The organism is Celeribacter sp. SCSIO 80788, assembly GCF_051054295.1.
In the GTDB taxonomy this organism is placed as follows: Bacteria; Pseudomonadota; Alphaproteobacteria; order Rhodobacterales; family Rhodobacteraceae; genus Celeribacter.
This window is the reverse complement of the sequence record NZ_CP150482.1, coordinates 1,164,873-1,181,571: the sequence shown is the minus strand read 5'-3', so window position 1 is coordinate 1,181,571 and position 16,699 is coordinate 1,164,873. Positions and strand designations below refer to the sequence as shown.

Genomic DNA, 16,699 nt, shown 5'->3' with positions numbered 1-16,699 from the left:
CAGGGGGGTGGCGAGCGCTGCCAGCAGAAGCACTCCCCAAATTTTACCATTCATAACTGATGCTCGCTTGGAAATTGCGACCCTCGCCGAGCCAGCAATAGCTGCGGACGCAGGAGGCGACATAGCGCTCGTCGGTCAGGTTCTGGATCGACAGATTGGCACTGACGCCTTCGGCCGATTGCCAGATTTCCCCGAGATCGATCCCGAGACCGGCATCAAACAGCGTGTAGGACGGCACGGAGAGCGTATTGGCGCTGTTGGCATAGCTGCTGCCGGTATAGCGCGCGCCCAAAGATACGTCGAAGGCGTCATTGACAGCATATTTCACCCAAAGCGCGGCCTGTTCGGTCGGCACGGCGGTGAAGGTGTTGCCCTTGTCATCGCCGCTTTCATAGGTCGCGTCGGCGTTGAAATAAGAGCCGATGATCGAGAGACGGTCGGTCAGCTCGCCGCGCGCTTCGATCTCGAAGCCTTTGGAACGGATTTCCCCGATCTGGACGGTTTCATCCGTGACCGGATCGCTTTCGGTGATGTTCTTTTTCGTGATGTCGAAATAGGCGGCCGAGACGAGGAAGCGTTTGTCAGCAGACTGCCATTTCGCACCGATTTCCCATTGCTCGCCGGTCGTCGGCTTGAAGGTCGCCTCGCCATTGTCATCCAGAGATGTCACCGGTTCGAACGAGGTCGCATAGCTGACATAGGGCACCAGACCGAAAGCCGTCGTGTAGCTCAGAGCCGCGCGCCCGGTGAAGGCCTCGTCCTCATAGGTTCCGTCGCTCGACCCGTTCCATGTCGCCACGGTTTTGGTCCAGTCATAGCGCCCGCCCACGAGCAGAGCCCAATCGCCGAAGGTGATGCGATCCTGGGCATAAACACCGGTTTGGGTCAGATCTGAGGTGGAGGTATAGCTATATGCGTCCAACGTCATCGCTGCGATGTCCGACGCCGTAGGGTAGTTCATATCGACGACGCTGAAGACATAGAGGTCGGTCGCGGAGCGTGCATAGGAGCTGTCGACTTCGTTTTTCAGGTAGTCCATTCCGAAGGTCAGATCATGGGTCAGCGCGCCGGTTTGCATCTGGCCGGTGATGTTCACATCGCCGGCAAGTGTTTTGGCGCTGTCCTCGCTGAGGAAACGGTAGAGATAGAAATCGCTGTCATCCGTGCCGTAATTGACCGGGTCCCACATGCCGACCTGTGTCTGGCTGATCTCAAGTTCGGTGTAGCGCAGGCTGTGATCGAGTTTCCAGCCGTTGCCCAGCTCATGTTCGATCTCATAGCCCACGGATTTGGTCTCGCGCTCGACACTGTCGTAATCCGGCGCATAGGATTGGAAATCATCGTCCAAAAGGATGCCATCCTCGGTCGGCTCGACGATCCCGTAATAAGGCATGAAGCCCCGGTTCCCGGCATCGGGTTCGTTCTGATACAGCGCTGTGACGGTGACTTTGGTCGCATCCGACACGGCCCATTCCAGAGAGGGCGCGATGAAGAACCTGTTCTGGTCGAAATCGCCTTGCAGGTTCTTCTGCCAGGCCGAGCCGACAAAGCGGTATGTCAGACGCCCTTCGTCGTCGAGCGCGCCCTGAAAATCGCCGCTGAACCGCATGTACTCATCCGAACCGACGGCAACCTCGACGCGGTTGCTTTCGCCATCGGTCGGTTTTTTCGATGTCATGGCAATCAGACCGCCCGGCGTCACCTGACCATAGGCCACGGAGTTCGGACCTTTGACCACGTCGATGCGCTCCAGGTAGAACGGGTCGAGCTGGGCGTGAATGCCGCGCCCGAAGGACAAGCCGTCGAGGAATGTCGGCACAAAAGTCCGGTCGCCAAAGCCGCGTACCTGAGTCTCATCCGACAGGTTCGAACTGCCGCGATATTCGGCGGAGACACCGGCGGTGTACCGCAGCGCCTCGCCCACGGAGGTCGCGCCCTGATCTTCCATCTGCTCCTGACCGATCACATTCACCGTCACCGGGGTCTCAACCAATTCGAGATTGGTTCCCGTCGCAGAGGTGCTTCCCTCGGCGGCATAGCCTTCGACCGGGCCGTTGCCGTTATCCGAATCGAGGCTGATCAGGATTGGCTCCAGGCCAATCGTCTGCTCCGCAAACAAAGGGCTGACAATTGCCGTGGAAGCCATCAGGCCCGCAAGAGTTAGGGTCAGGCCCCGTTTCATTTTCGTCATGATCCACATCTGTCCATTGAAGCCGCTTTTGGCGCAGGCTGGCATTCGAGCGGACCTTGGCTGTACGGATTATCTTGAGTTATTTAGTCAGGATTTATATCTTTCGATCGGACAGAGGTCCACTTGTCAGATCTCGGTCAGGGCGACTTTCACCTTTGCGCCAGCGACATCACAGACGGAACAGAACACCATGAGCGTAGACCGCTTCCCCGGAGAATTTCGCATCGGAGTCCTGGATCAGGACAAAGCCCGGGTCGAAAACGGCACGGAACAGGAATTGGAACCCAAATTCCAGCTCCTGATCCTGCTCGGCGGGCGGCATGTCTTTACCATCGGAACACAAGGTTTCGACCTTGATGCGCAAAATAAGCCGGATGCATTGATGATGAACATCAAGCAAGCCACAACCCTGCGCCATATCGAAAGCTATGGGCATCCCTATCGTAAACTCGCGATCGCGACACCGTTAGGTTGGGTGGATGAAATGGGTGGGGTGCCGTCAGGCATGAAAAGCGGTGGCAATACGTTTCGCCAATGGCATCCCGGTCGCGAAACCATCCGTCTTGCCACTCAGATCGTTGCGCCACCGCCTCAGGCCTCGGGGGCCCAGACCGGGCTCTACCGCATGTCGCGCGGTCTGGAGCTTTTGCGACGTCTCCTGGTTCAGGATGCAAACCTCGAAGCGGCCGCCTCATCGACGGCAGAACGGACCCGACTTTATCTGCTCGACCGACTGTCGCAGCCCCTCGATATGGATCATCTGGAACACCGGATCGGGTTGAACCGCCGCTCGTTACAACGCCAGTTCAAAACGGCTTATGGTCTCACGATCCGCGATTTCCTGCGCCAGGAACGCTTGGCTCATGCCTACCGGGCCCTGAGCGAAGATGGTGTGAGCATTGCGCAAGCTGCGCATCTCGCCGGATATGCGACACCGGAGAATTTCACCACAGCCTTCCGGCGTGAGTATAACATTCTGCCTCACACTCTGCGCAACAATGTCATCTGAACCCGTTTCCATGACGCCAGATCCCTTTTTTGCGCTCATGTGTGTCGATATGCCGTTACTCGCGTGACACGAGATTGCGCGAGGATGGGAAGAGGCTCTCAAAGCGCTCTTGTCGGGGCGTCCGAGGGGCCGATGGTGCCGTTGATCTGGGGCGATCCGGGGTGCATGAGCCTTCATATGCGACATTTATGGCCAAGGGGGCTCTGGCGCGACACAAGGGCGGTTGAGCTGTTTCAAGCTTTTGGGGGAGATGGCTTTCACATTTCGTCATGACGCCGATCCACTTGTGCGGGCAGGGTGGCCGTCGACATTCGTCCACACATATACTCCATATATTGGAAACGCTCGGGTGGAGAAGGGCGCTTTCGAAAAGCAAGCTGTTGCTCGCAGTTCGGGCTTGGTATAGTGCAACCGGTCTGGTCCGCCTGCCCGAAATGAGATCGACGGGCACGGGGTGAAAGAGAGCAAGTGTTTGAAACCTATGCGGTAAATTCAGGCGCTCATCATGCTGGAAGATGTCAAGTGATTGAAAAAAATGCAAAACTTTCCGTCGCGCCGATGATGGATTGGACCGATCGTCATTGCCGGTATTTTCACCGCCTGATGTCGCGGGAGGCGTTGCTTTATACGGAGATGGTGACCGCACCGGCTCTGGTGCGGGGCGGCGCTTTGCATTTGCTCGGGTATAATCCCGAGGAGCATCCCGTGGCGGTGCAGCTTGGTGGCTCGGAGCCCGTGGAATTGGCCGAGGCGACGAAGCTATGTGTGGCGGAGGGCTATGACGAGGTGAATCTCAATGTCGGATGTCCGTCGGATCGGGTGCAGTCCGGCTGTTTTGGCGCGGTTTTGATGAAGTCGCCGGATTTGGTGGCGGAGTGCGTGACGGCGATTCAGGCCGCCGCTGGGGATGTCCCCGTGACGGTCAAATGCCGCATCGGGGTGGATGATCAGGAGCCGTCTGAGGTGCTGCCCGCGTTTCTGGCGAAGATGCGCGATGCGGGCGTGACGCGGATCACGGTGCATGCGCGCAAGGCCTGGCTCGAAGGCCTGTCGCCCAAGGAAAACCGCGATATTCCGCCGCTGGATTACGCTCTGGTGCATGAGATGAAACAGGCGTTTCCCGAGTTGCATCTGTCGATCAACGGAGGCGTGCAAAGCCTGGATGCGGTCGAGGAGGAATTGATGCATATGGACGGGGTCATGGTCGGGCGAGCGGCCTATCATCAGCCCTACGACATTCTGGGCGCTGCCGATCAGCGGGTTTTCGGTCGGGACGCCGATCCGCTCAGTCGTCATGACGTGGTGCTGGCGATGGAAGACTACATCGGACGACACATCGCGGCGGGGGGCAAACTGGCGCAGGTGACGCGCCACATGCTGGGCCTCTTTGCAGGTCAGCCGGGCGCGCGGCGCTGGAAACGCGTGCTGTCCGAGGGGGCGCATAAAGAGGGCGCGGGCTTCGATTTGGTGCGTGAGGCTTTGCCAAGGTGATCCTCTTCGGCAAAGCCTTGCGCTGGCGGTATGTTGAGCATCAGCCCAGAAACAGGTGATCCAGAAGAATGGATGTGCCGATCCCGATCAAGATTACCCCGCCGATGATTTCGATCACTTTGCCGAAGCGTGCCCCCAGAGCATGACCCGCCAGTGTGCCGGTCGCGGTCATCGCCATGGTGGTCGCACCGATGACCAATGCGATGGTCAGGATATTGACGTCGAGAAAGGCCAGAGAGATGCCGACGGCCATGGCGTCGATCGAGGTGCCGATGGCGGTCACCAGAAGCGCGATAAACGTGGCACGTGTCGCGCGCGGGGGCGTGCTGTCTCCGTCGCCGCTGTAGGCATGGAAGATAATGTGAAGCCCGACGGCGGTCAGCAGGAAGAAGGCGATCCAGTGATCGAAAATCCGGATATAGGTGCTGGCGGCCATGCCGAGGGACCAGCCGATGAGCGGGGTGATCATTTCGACCACGCCAAAGACCGCGCCGGTCTTGAGTGCGGTGCGCATGTCTCTGCGCTCGTTGGAGGCGCCGCGACCGATGGCGGCGACGAAAGCGTCGATGGACATGGTAAAGGCCAGAAGTCCGATGGCGATCGGCGTCATGATGATATATCCTCAAGGGCAGAAACCGGGCGAGGTGACGGACTCCGCCCGCAGAGGTCCTCTCGCCACGGTCTTGCAAGGCCTTGGGGAAGACTTCCCCGGGCTGAACGCGCCACGCAGGCCGCGTCTGGCGCGATCTGCGAGGATGTTGACGCGCTCCCATCCGATCGCTCGAATGTTTGCTACTCCCCGATGTATTTCCGTATATTGTATACCAATTTTTACTGCAAGTCCGAAAAAGCAATTTTGTCGGATATTTTTCGCCGGGAAGTTTCCGCCAGATTCTGAGCTCCGGCGGAGAGAGGTGAGACGTAGGGAGAGACACGTCCCGATTTGTGTCTAAGCAATGCCCCGCTCTGATCTCACCCCGGTTTTCCGCGTCCGGTCTCCGGATGTTCCGGCTCAATTTCCACCACGCTTTCGGGCGTTGCCGTGGGCTGCTCCACCGGGCGTTGCCTCTGAACGGTTTGCGAGGCGCGCTCGGCGTCAAATGTGCCGGGTCCGGCCCAGCTCTCCGTTCCTGTCGTCCAGACGAACTCCGGGTTCTTCGCGCGCTTGGCTTCTCGGCGCAGGCGATAATCCTCGGCGGCCGCACTTTGGATGCCTATGCGGGTCATCAGGCGCATCGCCGCGTGGTGCACGAAGACCCAGAACCACACGCGCGCGGCCAGCATCGCGGGGGTAAAGACCAAGGTCAGGACCGTGGCGATGCCGAGGCCGAAAACGACGGCGGTGGCGAGGTTGGTCCAGAACTGTGCGGTGGGCGAGTTGATCGTATAACCACCGCCGATGAAGTCGAGCGAGACCGCAAACATCATCGGCGTCAGCCCCGCCATCGTGGTGATCGTGGTCAGAAGCACCGGGCGGATGCGATCCTCTGCGGTGCGGATGATGGCCTCGATCTTGGGCATGTAGCGGGCATATTCCTGATAGGTATCAATGAGAACGATGTTGTTGTTCACCACGATCCCGGCCAGCGCCACAACGCCCGTGCCGGTCATGATCATGCCAAAGGTCATGTCCATGACCATCAGGCCGATGAGCACGCCTGCCGTCGACATGACAACGGCCAGAAGCACCAGAACCGAGTTGTAGAAGCTGTTGAACTGCGCCAAGAGGATGATGAACATCAGCGCCAGTGCGGCGCCGAAGGCTTTGCCGAGGAAGGCGCCGGTTTCCTTTTGCTCTTCATCGTCGCCGGTCCATTCCCACGTCACACCTTGGGGCAGGGGATTGTCCGCCTCAAGCCATGCGGTCAGCGTTTCGATCCGCTCGGTCGGTGTGATCGTGACGCCATCGTCGCGGGTCAGGCCGCTGTCAACGGCGGCTTTCACATCGTAATAGCGCTGCTGATCGACGCGGGAAATGGAGGCGAGTTTCGCGACCGGTTCGCGGGTGATAAAATTCGACAAAGGCACCAGACCGTCCGTGGTGCGCACTTTCAAACTGTCCAGCGTCGAGAGCACGCGGAACTCTTCGGGCAGGCGCACGCGAATCTCGATTTCCTCGTCCGAACTGTCGACCCGCATGGTGTCGAGCAGGATGCCGCGGGTCACGAGCTGGATCATCCCGCCGACCGTGGCCACATCCGCACCGAACCGCCCGGCTTTCTCGACGTCGACGTCGATCTGCCAGTCGATGCCGGGCAGGGGCCGCGTGTCTTCGATGTCGGCAAGCGCAGGGGTCTCGTCGAACTTGGCGCGCACGATCTCGGTCGCGGCTTCCAGCGTGTCGAAATCGTCGGCCTTGAGCCGAAGGTGAACGGGTTTCGCGGAGGCCGGTCCCATGGAGAGGTTCAGCGTTTCGGTATAGATGCCGGGAAGCTTGGCGAGTTTCTCTTCGAGCTGCGCCAGCACATAATCGCCGTCATATTCCGCGCTGACATGGGTGTTTTTGAAAAACAGAAACCCGTCTTCCGTGGTCGTGGGCCGGTCATCCCAAGGGATCAGCTCGACCTGAATTTGCCCGATGGTGTCGCGCGGCGCGGAGGTGCCGCCGGTGTTGGAATTGAGCCCGCCGTCGCCTGCAAAGACGAAGGCATTGTCGACACCAGGCTGGGCGAGCACGATGTCTTCGGCTTCGCGCACCAAAGCATCTTTCTCGGCGACGGACAGGTTGCCGCGCGCCTTGACGTAGATGATCGCCTGTTCCGGCTCGGTCGCGGCGAAGAATTCTACGCCTTTGTTGTGCGAACCGTAATAGGAGAACACCGAGAAGACCGCGAGGATCACCGCAAGGATGGTGACGGGCGGCATGATCGGGTTCGCCGTGATGAATTGGATCACATGGCCGAAGGGGGTGCGCTTGTAGCCGGCTTCGACCTTTTTCGGCGCTTTCTCGATGCGCAGCGCGCCAAGCGTGATGGAACTCAGTGAGCCGCCAAGGAAGATCAGCACCAGTGCGAGCAGGAAGCTTTCGCGCAGGAACAGGAAGAGGCCCGCGCCGAGGATGGCCAGAGACAGGGCGGCGAGGACAAGGCGGAGCGCGCGAGCCGTATGATCATGCAGCAGATCGGAGATCTGGCTGTAAAACCGCGCGATCCGGCCCGTGACCCCGCCCATGACCGGCAGGTAGATCAGCGCCACGATCAGCGAGGCGGAGAGCACGAAAATGATCGTGACCGGCAGCATCCCCATGAATTCGCCCGCCACACCGGGCCAGAACAGCATCGGCAGGAAAGCGCAGAGCGTGGTGGCGGTCGAGGAGACGATGGGCCAGAACATCCGCTTGGCGGCCTCGACAAAGGCGGTCATCGGGCCCTCGCCCTCGTCCATTTTGCGGTCGGCATATTCGACCACGACAATCGCCCCGTCGACCAGCATGCCGACGGCGAGGATCAGGCCGAACATGACGATGTTGGAGATCGTAATGTCCATCAGGCCCAGAAGAATGAAACACAGAAGGAAAGACGTCGGGATCGCGAAGCCCACCAGTAGGGAAGAGCGGATGCCAAGCGCCGCAAGTACCACGATCATCACAAGCGCAATCGCGGTCAGAACCGAGCCTTCGAGCTGGCTCACCATCGACGAGACCTGCGTCGACTGGTCGTTCGAGGTGCCGACCGTGATCGCCTGTTGCAGCGGTTCGGGCCAGCTTTCGTATTCGGCCTGTACCGCCTCCTTGACCAGCGCAACCGTGTCGATCACCGGGTAGCCTTTGCGCTTGACCACCTGAAGCGCGACGGTGCTCTCGCCGTTGAACCGCGCCGTGCCCGCCCGGTCCTCGAAGGTCAGGCGAATGTCCGCCAGATCGCCCAGCGTCACCACCCGGTCGCCATTGACCTTGACGGGAAGCGCCATGACATCGCGCTGATCGTTGAAGCTCGACGGGATTTTGATCGAGAACGTGCCCTGATCGGTCTCGATCTCGCCCGCCGCCACGAGCTGGTTGTTGTTGGTGACAACGCTGATCAGTTCGCCCGCTGTGACGTTGTAGCTTTCGAGCCTAAGCGGGTCGATCACCACTTCGAGCATCTCGTCGCGATGGCCGGTGAGTTGAGCCTCCAACACCGGCTCAAGCCCCTCAAGCCGGTCCTGCATCGACTTGGCATATTGCACCAGCGTGCGCTCCGGCACCGGGCCGGTGAGATTGACGATCAGGATCGGGAATTCGGAGAAATTCACCTCCGAAATGGTGTAATTGTCCGCCCCATCCGGGAAATCCGCCTGCACCCGGCCCATGCGGTCGCGCACATCGGCGATGATCTTGGTCTTGTCCCAGCCAAATTCGAACTCGAGCCAGATGCCCGCATAATTCTCCGCCGCCGTGGCCGACATGGTGTCGAGACCGTCGAGGTCCGACAGCTCCGTCTCCATCGGCTTGATCAGCAGCTTTTCGGCATCCTCGGCGGAAATGCCGGGGAATTGAACCGAGACGTAGAGGCCGGGGATCTCGATGTCCGGCTCGCCCTCTTTCGGCAGGCTGACATAGGCATAGGCCCCTGCGATCAGGGTCAGCGCCACGAAGGCGAGGATCATCCGGGCATGGCGCCCGGCCCAGTCGACGAGACCGGTCATTGTTCGGTCTCCGTCTTGGAGGTGGCCTCGGTCTCATTTTCATAATGCGGGTCGATCAAAACACCCTCGCGCACGAATTCCTGACCTACGGTGATGATGTCCGCCTCTTCCGGCAGGCCCGCGACCCAGATGCCTTCGCGCGTGTCGCGCAGCACCTTGACCGGGGCGAAAACCACAAGATTGTCCGGCCCCACAAGGCGCAGCCCGATCAGCCCGTCGTCATTCAGCGTCAGCGAGGATTGCGCCACCAGATGCGCCATTTCGCCCTCGGCCCGGATCGCAAGCTCGACGGTCTGGCCGTCGCGGATGGCAAACTCCGGGTTCGGCACTTCGACCTCGACGCGGAAGGTGCGGGTGGCGGCATCGGCGGAGCGGGCGAGGTAAGTGACCTGCCCCGTGACAGTGTCGCCGGAAATCAGCCGCGCGCCCGCGAGCGCCCCGATTTTGATCTCATCGACCTCGGTCTCGGGCGCATAGCCCACAAGTTTCATCGGATCGAGCTGAATGACCGTGGCACAGGACGCACCCGCCGAGAGATAGGTGCCAAGCTCGGCCGTATCGCTTTCGAGCAATCCCGCGAAGGGGGCCTTGATTTCGAGGTTCTCGATGTCGCGTTTGGCCTGCGCCAGAGCGGCGCGCGCGCTTTCGACACCGGCCTCGGCGGAGAGAATCTGGGTTTCCGAGGCATAGCCCCCGGCGGCGAGTTTGCGGGCATTGCCAAGTGCCACTTCGGCCTCGGCGAGCGCGGCCTGAGCCTGCGCCAGCGTGGCGTCGCGGGTGCCGCGGTCGATCTGGCACAGGAGCTGCCCTGTCTCGACAAGTGTGCCTTTGCGCAGCGGCTCGTTGACCACGCGCCCGGCGGTTTCGGCCGTGACCGTTACCTCGCGCGCTGCCTCGGTTTCGCCGCGCAGCACCACGGCGCTGTCGAGCGGTTCAGCCAAGGAATGCCGGGCCACGACAGAGACCGCATGTGCCTCCGTGCGGGTCTTCTCCGCAGGGGGGGCGACATCGGCTTGGGGGGCGGCGGCGTCGGACGCGCCAGTCGCGGGTGTTTCGTTCAGTCGGTCGCGCTCGAAGATGAACAGATAGAGCGCGATGGTGACGAGAAGGGCGATGAGTATGGAAACGATGCGCATGTGTCTGTTGCTGTCCTTGTGGGGCTGCGGCGGGCTGTGCTGATATCCGGTTGTTCGTCAGGGTGGGGGTGCCGCCCTGAGAGTTAATTGGATTAACATTGCAGCCAAGATGGGCAAGACTTCACCTTATCACAAGAGGAAGATGCGGGAAGAGGACGCGTAAAAACGTCTCAGAAGGAGAAAATTTGCGGCTACCGTGCCGAACTGCACGTCAGTCGCGGGCGTCTTGAGCGTTGGTGCACAGGGAGCCCCTCGGTCCTCTCGAAGCTGTGACCCTGTAGGCGCTTGTGTCGGGCATGGCGTGTCGCGCAGGTCTTGGCATTCCGCTGCAGATCGGGGTAAGAGGGGGCAGACGTTCGAAACACCATCCCGCACAGCGCGGTCAGGGGGCAAGAGTGAGCCATACCGATAGTTTTATCGACGAGGTGACCGAAGAGGTCCGCCGCGACAAGTTCTACGCCTTTCTGAAGAAATACGGCTGGATCGGGATCGTCGCCGTGCTGGCGTTGGTGGGTGGTGCGGCCTGGACGGAATATTCCAAGGCGAAAGCACGGACGGCCGCCGAGGCCACGGGCGATGCGATCGCCGCCGCTCTGGGCGCCGAGACGCCTGAGGCGCGTGCGGCCGAGCTTGCCAATGTGACAGGCGGCGAGGCGCGTGTGGTCGTAGCGATGTTGCGTGCGGGCGAGCTTCATGCGGCGGGCGATGTGAAGGGGGCTTTGGCGCTTCTGGCACCACTCGCCGCCGATGACATGCTGGCCCCGGTCTACCGCGATCTCGCCGTGCTCAAGACGGCGATGATCGGCGCGGGGGAAATCTCTCCCGAAGACCGCATCAGCCAGTTGGCAGGCATCGCCAGCCCCGGCGCGCCCTATCGGTTGCTTGCCGAGGAACAGATCGCTGCGGCACAGGCGGAAATGGGCGACACACAGGCGGCGATCGACGGTTATCGCGCGATCTCGCAGGATGTGGATGCAAGTAATGCCTTGCGTCGGCGCGCGGCTCAGATGATGGTGGCCCTTGGGGCGGATCCCGCCGAGTAAGGGCTGTCACAGGCAAGGGCCGGGTGCGGGATGCGTAGGGTTAAAGCAGGGAGTGCAGGGATGATCGGTCAGACATGCAAGGCCGGGACCGGCAAAGCTTCGGTTGGCAAGGCTCCGGTTGGTAAGGTCGGGCTTTTCATGGCGATGCTGGCCTTGACGGCCTGTGGTGCCGGGAAGGAACAGGTCCTTCAGGGGGTTCGGCTCGATCCGCGGGACGGTTCGGTTCTGTCGCAGGCCGACTCTGGACCTGTCGTGAACCGCACGGCACCGATTTCGCTCGGCGCGCAGGTTTCCCGCGACGCCTGGACGATGACCGGGGCAGGGCGTCTGCACGCCTCTGGCCATAACGCCTTTACGTCCGGCACGCCGAACCTGATGTGGACGGCGGACATCGGTCAGGGCAAGACTCGCAAAGCGCGGCTGACCGTCGATCCGGTCGCGGCATCCGGTGTGATCGTGGCGATGGATTCGACGGCGCGTGTGACGGCGGTGTCCGCCAGCAGCGGTGCAGCGGTCTGGTCCGTCGATCTGACGCCTGCGGGCGAGAAGAGCGGCAAGGTCTTTGGCGGCGCTCTGGCGATCTCCGGCGGCACGCTTTACGCCACCACAGGGTATGGCGATCTTGTCGCGCTCGATCTTGCGACCGGCGGCGAGCGCTGGCGTCAGCGGCTTGAGGCCGTGGGCGCTGCGGGCCTGTCGGTCCATGACGGTCTGGCCTATGTGGTCGCGGGCGACGGTCAGGTCTGGGCGGTGCAAACCAGCGACGGTCGGGTCAAATGGACCCTCAGCGGCCCCGAATCCATCACCTCGCGCGCGGGCGCGACCTCTCCGGCCATCGGCGACAAATTCGCCGTGTTGCCGTTCTCCTCGGGCGACATCTACGGCGTGTTCCGTCAGGGCGGCATGCGCTACTGGTCGGCCTCTCTGGCCGGTCAGCGCAAGGGGGTCGTCTATGCCAACGTCTCCGATATTACCTCGGACCCTGTGATCGTCGGTGACCGGTTCTATGTCGGCAACCAGGCCGGACGCTATGCCGCTTTCTCCATGGAGATGGGCGAGCGCATCTGGACTGCGGATGAGGGTGCCTACAGCCCGGCCTCCGTGGTCGGCGGTTCCGTGTTCATCGTCACCGACCGCAACGAGCTTGTGCGCCTGTCTGCCTCGAATGGTGAGCGGATCTGGGGCGTTCAACTGCCCTATTACACCACCGACAAGGTGCGCAAACGCAAGTCGGTCTTCGCCCATTACGGCCCGGTGGCCGCGGGTGGCAAGATGTGGGTGGCCTCGGACGATGCGGTGCTGCGTGGTTTCGATCCGGCCTCTGGTGCGCTGGTTGCGACCGTGGCGCTGCCGAAGGGCGCGGCGTCCGATCCGATTGTGGTGAATGGCACAATGTATCTCCTGCTCGAAGACGGCTCGCTCGCGGCGCTGCGCTGAGGCGTTACGGGGCCATGAGTGCAGGTGATGTAACGGTATGAAACAGCTCGATCTTCCACCGGACCGCTCGATCAGGGATCGGGTCGTCGTGCTGGAAAATGCGCTGTTTCTGCCGAACCGGCGGCGTAAGGCGACCTGGCGATACTGGGGCGGTATTCAGTCTGCCGATGGCACCGAACACCCCTATGCCACTGGCTGGCATTATCCGCGGGACCGGGCGAATGTTATCCCCGAGGACTATCCTCTGCCCGAAGAGGTCCCGACGCTTGAGGGCGATTTCCTCTATCTTGGCCATTACCCCTCGGGGTTCGGGCACTTCCTGCTCGAGAGCACGGCGCGGCTCTGGCACCTGCGTGAGAATGGCACAGCCTATACTGCGGCGCTGATGCTCAAACCGCGCAAGCTGGCACCGGACACGGTGGAACGTCAGCTTCGCAGCTTCGCGGAGCTTTGTGGGCTGAAGCTGCCGCCGATGATCTGGCCTGACAAGCCCGTGCGCCTGCTGCGCCTGACGGTGCCGCAACAGGGCTGCGGTGCGCTGGAACTGATGTTGGGCGCACCGGAATATCGCGACATGATCGTCGGGCATTTTGCCGTCGATGTGCCCGCCAAAGGGGCGAAGAAGATCTACATCTCCCGCAGCGCCCTCGACTCGACCCATGGCTCGCTGATCGAGGAGGACAAGCTCGAAGCGCTGCTGAAAGACGAGGGGTTTGAGATCTATCACCCGCAGGACCACAGCTTTCGGGATCAGATCGCGCAATACAAGGCTGCGGAGGTGATCGTCGGTCTCGACGGGTCGGCCTTTCACGCGCTCGCTCTCGTGGGTTGGTCGTCGGACAAGACCGTCGCGATCATCCAGCGTCGCCCGGCAGCGGAGGCAACCTTGCAGGCCCGCCAGCTCGAAGCCTTCGGCGTGACCCGGGTCGGGGTCGTGGCAGGGCATGAGACGGCTTGGTCCCCGGCGGGTACGCGACGGGCGGCGCTGTCGATGTTCGGCACGTTGTCCTTTGCCGAGACGGGCCGTGCGCTTCATGAGCTGGGCGCAATCTCGCGACCTGAGGCCTGGCGGGACACGCCCAGAGCGGACCTCGAGGAGAGGGTGCGCACCATCGGCCACTGGCTGGAGCGCGACATGTATGAGGTGCGCAGCTCCGCAACCTCGCTGGAAGATATGCCGCTGCGCTTGCATTCTGATCGTATTTCCCTGATCCCGGAGACTGAACGCGCGGTGGGTTGATCCGGTAGTGGGGCATGCCGCAGAGTTTCCTCTGGACAGCGGGGTGCAAAAAGGTATACCCCGCAGGGTCAACTCCGGAGCGTTTCATGTCTTTTTCACTTGCCATCGTCGGCCGCCCGAACGTGGGAAAATCGACCCTGTTCAACCGTCTGGTTGGCCGGAGGCTGGCGCTTGTGGACGACCAGCCCGGCGTCACGCGCGATCTGCGCGAGGGCGAAGCCAAGCTGGGCGATCTACGCTTTACCGTGATCGACACGGCGGGTCTTGAAGAGGCCACCGACGAGAGCCTTCAGGGCCGGATGCGCAAGCTGACCGAGCGCGCCGTCGATATGGCCGACATCTGTCTGTTCATGATCGACGCCCGCGCGGGCGTTTTGCCCGCCGATGAGGTCTTTGCCGACATCCTGCGCAAACGTGCGAAACATGTGATTTTGGCGGCCAACAAGGCCGAGGGGCAGGCGGGCGAATCCGGTTTGCTGGAGGCTTTCTCTCTGGGTCTCGGCGAGCCGCTGCGGCTGTCTGCCGAACATGGCGAGGGCATGCCCGATCTTTACGCCGTGTTGCAGCCGCTGGCCGAAGGGTTCGACGAACGCGCGGCCGCGGAAGCGCCTGAGGTCGATGTTGAGCTGACCGAGGAAGAGCAGGAGCTGGGCGAGGGCGAGGACATTGGCGGCGAGTCCCGCGAATTCACCTTCGACAAGCCGTTGCAGATCGCCGTTGTGGGCCGCCCGAATGCGGGCAAATCCACGTTGATCAACAAGCTTTTGGGCGAAGATCGCCTGCTCACCGGTCCCGAGGCCGGGATCACGCGGGACTCGATCTCCGTGACCATGGACTGGAACGGTGTGCCGGTGCGCGTGTTCGACACGGCGGGGATGCGCAAAAAGGCCAAGGTGCAGGAAAAGCTCGAAAAGCTCTCCGTCGCCGATGGTCTGCGCGCGGTGAAATTCGCCGAGGTCGTCGTTGTGCTGCTCGATGTGTCGATCCCGTTCGAGCAACAGGATTTGCGGATTGCCGATCTGGCCGAACGCGAAGGTCGCGCCGTGGTCGTGGCGGTCAACAAATGGGATACGGAAACCGATAAGTCGAACAAAGCCAAAGAGTTGCGCGAAGAGTTCGCGCGGCTTCTGCCGCAGCTCCGGGGTGCACAGCTTGTGACCGTTTCGGCGGTGACCGGCAAGAATTTGGACAAGTTGCAGGAAGCGATCCTGCATGCCCACGCGATCTGGAACCGCCGCGTGTCGACCTCGCGTCTGAACAACTGGCTGGGCGCGATGACCGAGGCGCACCCGCCGCCCGCCCCGGGCGGTCGCCGGATCAAGCTGCGCTACATGACGCAGGTGAAGGCCCGCCCGCCGCAATTCGTGGTGATGTGTTCGCACCCCGACGAGTTGAACGACAGCTACAAACGCTATCTGGTCAACGGCTTGCGCGAAGATTTCGACATGCCGGGGACGCCGATCCGGCTGTTCTTCCGCTCTCAGGCGGATAAGAACCCGTATAAAAACAAAACGAAATCGACGCCCTCGCGGTTGCGTAAACACCTGGGCAAAGACCGGGCGGATGCGCCGAAGGTCAAGAAACAGCGGCCGCCGAAGAAGTAAGAAAAGCGCTGGCGCGCTTGCCTTCGGCGAGGATATTTAGAAACAAAAGAAGGGGGGCGTTGTGCCTCCCTTCTTGCGTTTCAGAGGTCGAGATCGACCCAAATCGGGACGTGGTCCGAGGGTTTGTCCTTGGCGCGGGTGAAGGCGTCGATCTGGCAGTCGGTCAAAAGGTCTGCGGCCTGCGGCGACAAGAGGAAATGGTCGATCCGGATGCCGTCGTTCTTTTGAAACGCGCCCGCTTGGTAATCCCAGAACGTATAGGTCTCCGGCGCGGCGTTGCGGACGCGCAGCGCGTCGGTGAGGCCAAGCGCGGTGAGGCGGCGGAATTTGGCGCGGCTTTCGAGGCGAAACAGCGCGTCGTCTTTCCAAATCTCGGGGCGTTTCGCGTCCTCGGGCTGGGGGATCAGGTTGTAGTCGCCCGCCATCAGGAAGGGCTGTTCTTCGGTCAAAAGCGCTTCAGCGCGGGCGGTCAGCCGGTCGAACCATTTGAGCTTGTAGTCGTATTTCGAACCGGGCACGGGAGTGCCATCGGCATCGAGATCGACCGGGTTGCCATTCGGCAGATAGAGCCCGCAGATGCGGAGCGCCTGTGTCTCGCCCACAACTGTCGCTTCGATATAGCGCGCTTCCTCGTCGTCGCCGCCATCGCGCCCCGCGCCCTCTGCGCCCGGCAGGCCGCGCGTGACGTCTTCAAGCGGCAGTTTGGAGAGCAAAGCCACGCCGTTGAACGACTTTTGTCCATGGGTTTCAACATTATACCCTAGGTCTTCGAAGATCTCGCGCGGGAAGTTTTCATCGACGGATTTGATCTCCTGCAAGATCGCCACATCCGGTTCGGCCTCTTTCAGCCAATTCGTGAGCGCCTCTGCGCGCGCCTTGATGCCGTTGATGTTGAAGCTGGCGATTTTCATGGCTTCTCCCT

At 61.6% G+C, this 16,699-nt stretch carries 11 protein-coding genes; 6 read left to right on the top strand and 5 right to left on the bottom strand.

The window, feature by feature from the left end; translation table 11 throughout:
• Window positions 1–43: 43 nt before the first annotated feature.
• Complete coding sequence (locus V1471_RS06040; RefSeq protein ID WP_434287453.1) at window positions 44–2,191, bottom strand: TonB-dependent siderophore receptor; 2,148 nt, start codon at window positions 2,189–2,191, stop codon at window positions 44–46.
• On the opposite strand from V1471_RS06040, the gene V1471_RS06035 reads away from it, so the two are divergent.
• Both V1471_RS06035 and dusA read left to right on the top strand, forming a co-directional pair.
• A complete protein-coding gene (locus V1471_RS06035; protein WP_434287452.1) occupies window positions 2,190–3,200 on the top strand; it encodes a helix-turn-helix transcriptional regulator in 1,011 nt (336 codons plus the stop codon). The genes V1471_RS06040 and V1471_RS06035 overlap by 2 nt on opposite strands.
• Before the next feature lie 522 nt (window positions 3,201–3,722).
• Window positions 3,723–4,691, top strand: coding sequence for a tRNA dihydrouridine(20/20a) synthase DusA (gene dusA, locus V1471_RS06030; RefSeq protein WP_434287451.1), 969 nt, complete (start codon window positions 3,723–3,725; stop codon window positions 4,689–4,691).
• A gap of 40 nt (window positions 4,692–4,731) precedes the next feature.
• Here dusA and V1471_RS06025 read toward each other — a convergent pair whose 3' ends face one another.
• The 3 genes from V1471_RS06025 to V1471_RS06015 all read right to left on the bottom strand — a co-directional run bounded on the left by V1471_RS06025 (window position 4,732) and on the right by V1471_RS06015 (window position 10,453).
• The gene (locus V1471_RS06025; RefSeq protein WP_434287450.1) at window positions 4,732–5,301 is read right to left on the bottom strand and encodes a manganese efflux pump MntP; all 570 of its coding nucleotides are present in this window, start codon (window positions 5,299–5,301) and stop codon (window positions 4,732–4,734) included.
• 362 nt (window positions 5,302–5,663) lie between these two features.
• Complete coding sequence (locus V1471_RS06020; protein ID WP_434287449.1) at window positions 5,664–9,317, bottom strand: efflux RND transporter permease subunit; 3,654 nt, start codon at window positions 9,315–9,317, stop codon at window positions 5,664–5,666.
• Window positions 9,314–10,453 carry an efflux RND transporter periplasmic adaptor subunit gene (locus tag V1471_RS06015; RefSeq protein ID WP_434287448.1) on the bottom strand — a complete coding sequence of 380 codons (1,140 nt, stop codon included), beginning with the start codon at window positions 10,451–10,453 and terminating at the stop codon, window positions 9,314–9,316. Before V1471_RS06015 ends, V1471_RS06020 begins: the two co-directional genes overlap by 4 nt.
• Window positions 10,454–10,848: 395 nt before the next feature.
• Between V1471_RS06015 and V1471_RS06010 the strand changes: the two genes are divergently transcribed.
• The 4 genes from V1471_RS06010 to der all read left to right on the top strand — a co-directional run bounded on the left by V1471_RS06010 (window position 10,849) and on the right by der (window position 15,777).
• The gene (locus V1471_RS06010; protein ID WP_434287447.1) at window positions 10,849–11,496 is read left to right on the top strand and encodes a hypothetical protein; all 648 of its coding nucleotides are present in this window, start codon (window positions 10,849–10,851) and stop codon (window positions 11,494–11,496) included.
• 60 nt (window positions 11,497–11,556) lie between these two features.
• Window positions 11,557–12,933: a PQQ-binding-like beta-propeller repeat protein gene (locus V1471_RS06005; protein WP_434287446.1), complete on the top strand. Its 1,377-nt coding sequence runs from the start codon at window positions 11,557–11,559 to the stop codon at window positions 12,931–12,933.
• Between the two features lie 37 nt (window positions 12,934–12,970).
• Window positions 12,971–14,173, top strand: coding sequence for a glycosyltransferase family 61 protein (locus V1471_RS06000; RefSeq protein WP_434287445.1), 1,203 nt, complete (start codon window positions 12,971–12,973; stop codon window positions 14,171–14,173).
• An 86-nt stretch (window positions 14,174–14,259) separates the two neighbouring features.
• The gene (gene der / locus V1471_RS05995) at window positions 14,260–15,777 is read left to right on the top strand and encodes a ribosome biogenesis GTPase Der (RefSeq protein ID WP_434287444.1); all 1,518 of its coding nucleotides are present in this window, start codon (window positions 14,260–14,262) and stop codon (window positions 15,775–15,777) included.
• An 80-nt stretch (window positions 15,778–15,857) separates the two neighbouring features.
• On the opposite strand, the gene xth is transcribed toward der, so the two are convergent.
• Window positions 15,858–16,688, bottom strand: a complete 831-nt coding sequence (gene xth / locus V1471_RS05990; protein ID WP_434287443.1) for an exodeoxyribonuclease III — start codon at window positions 16,686–16,688, stop codon at window positions 15,858–15,860.
• Window positions 16,689–16,699: the final 11 nt, after the last annotated feature.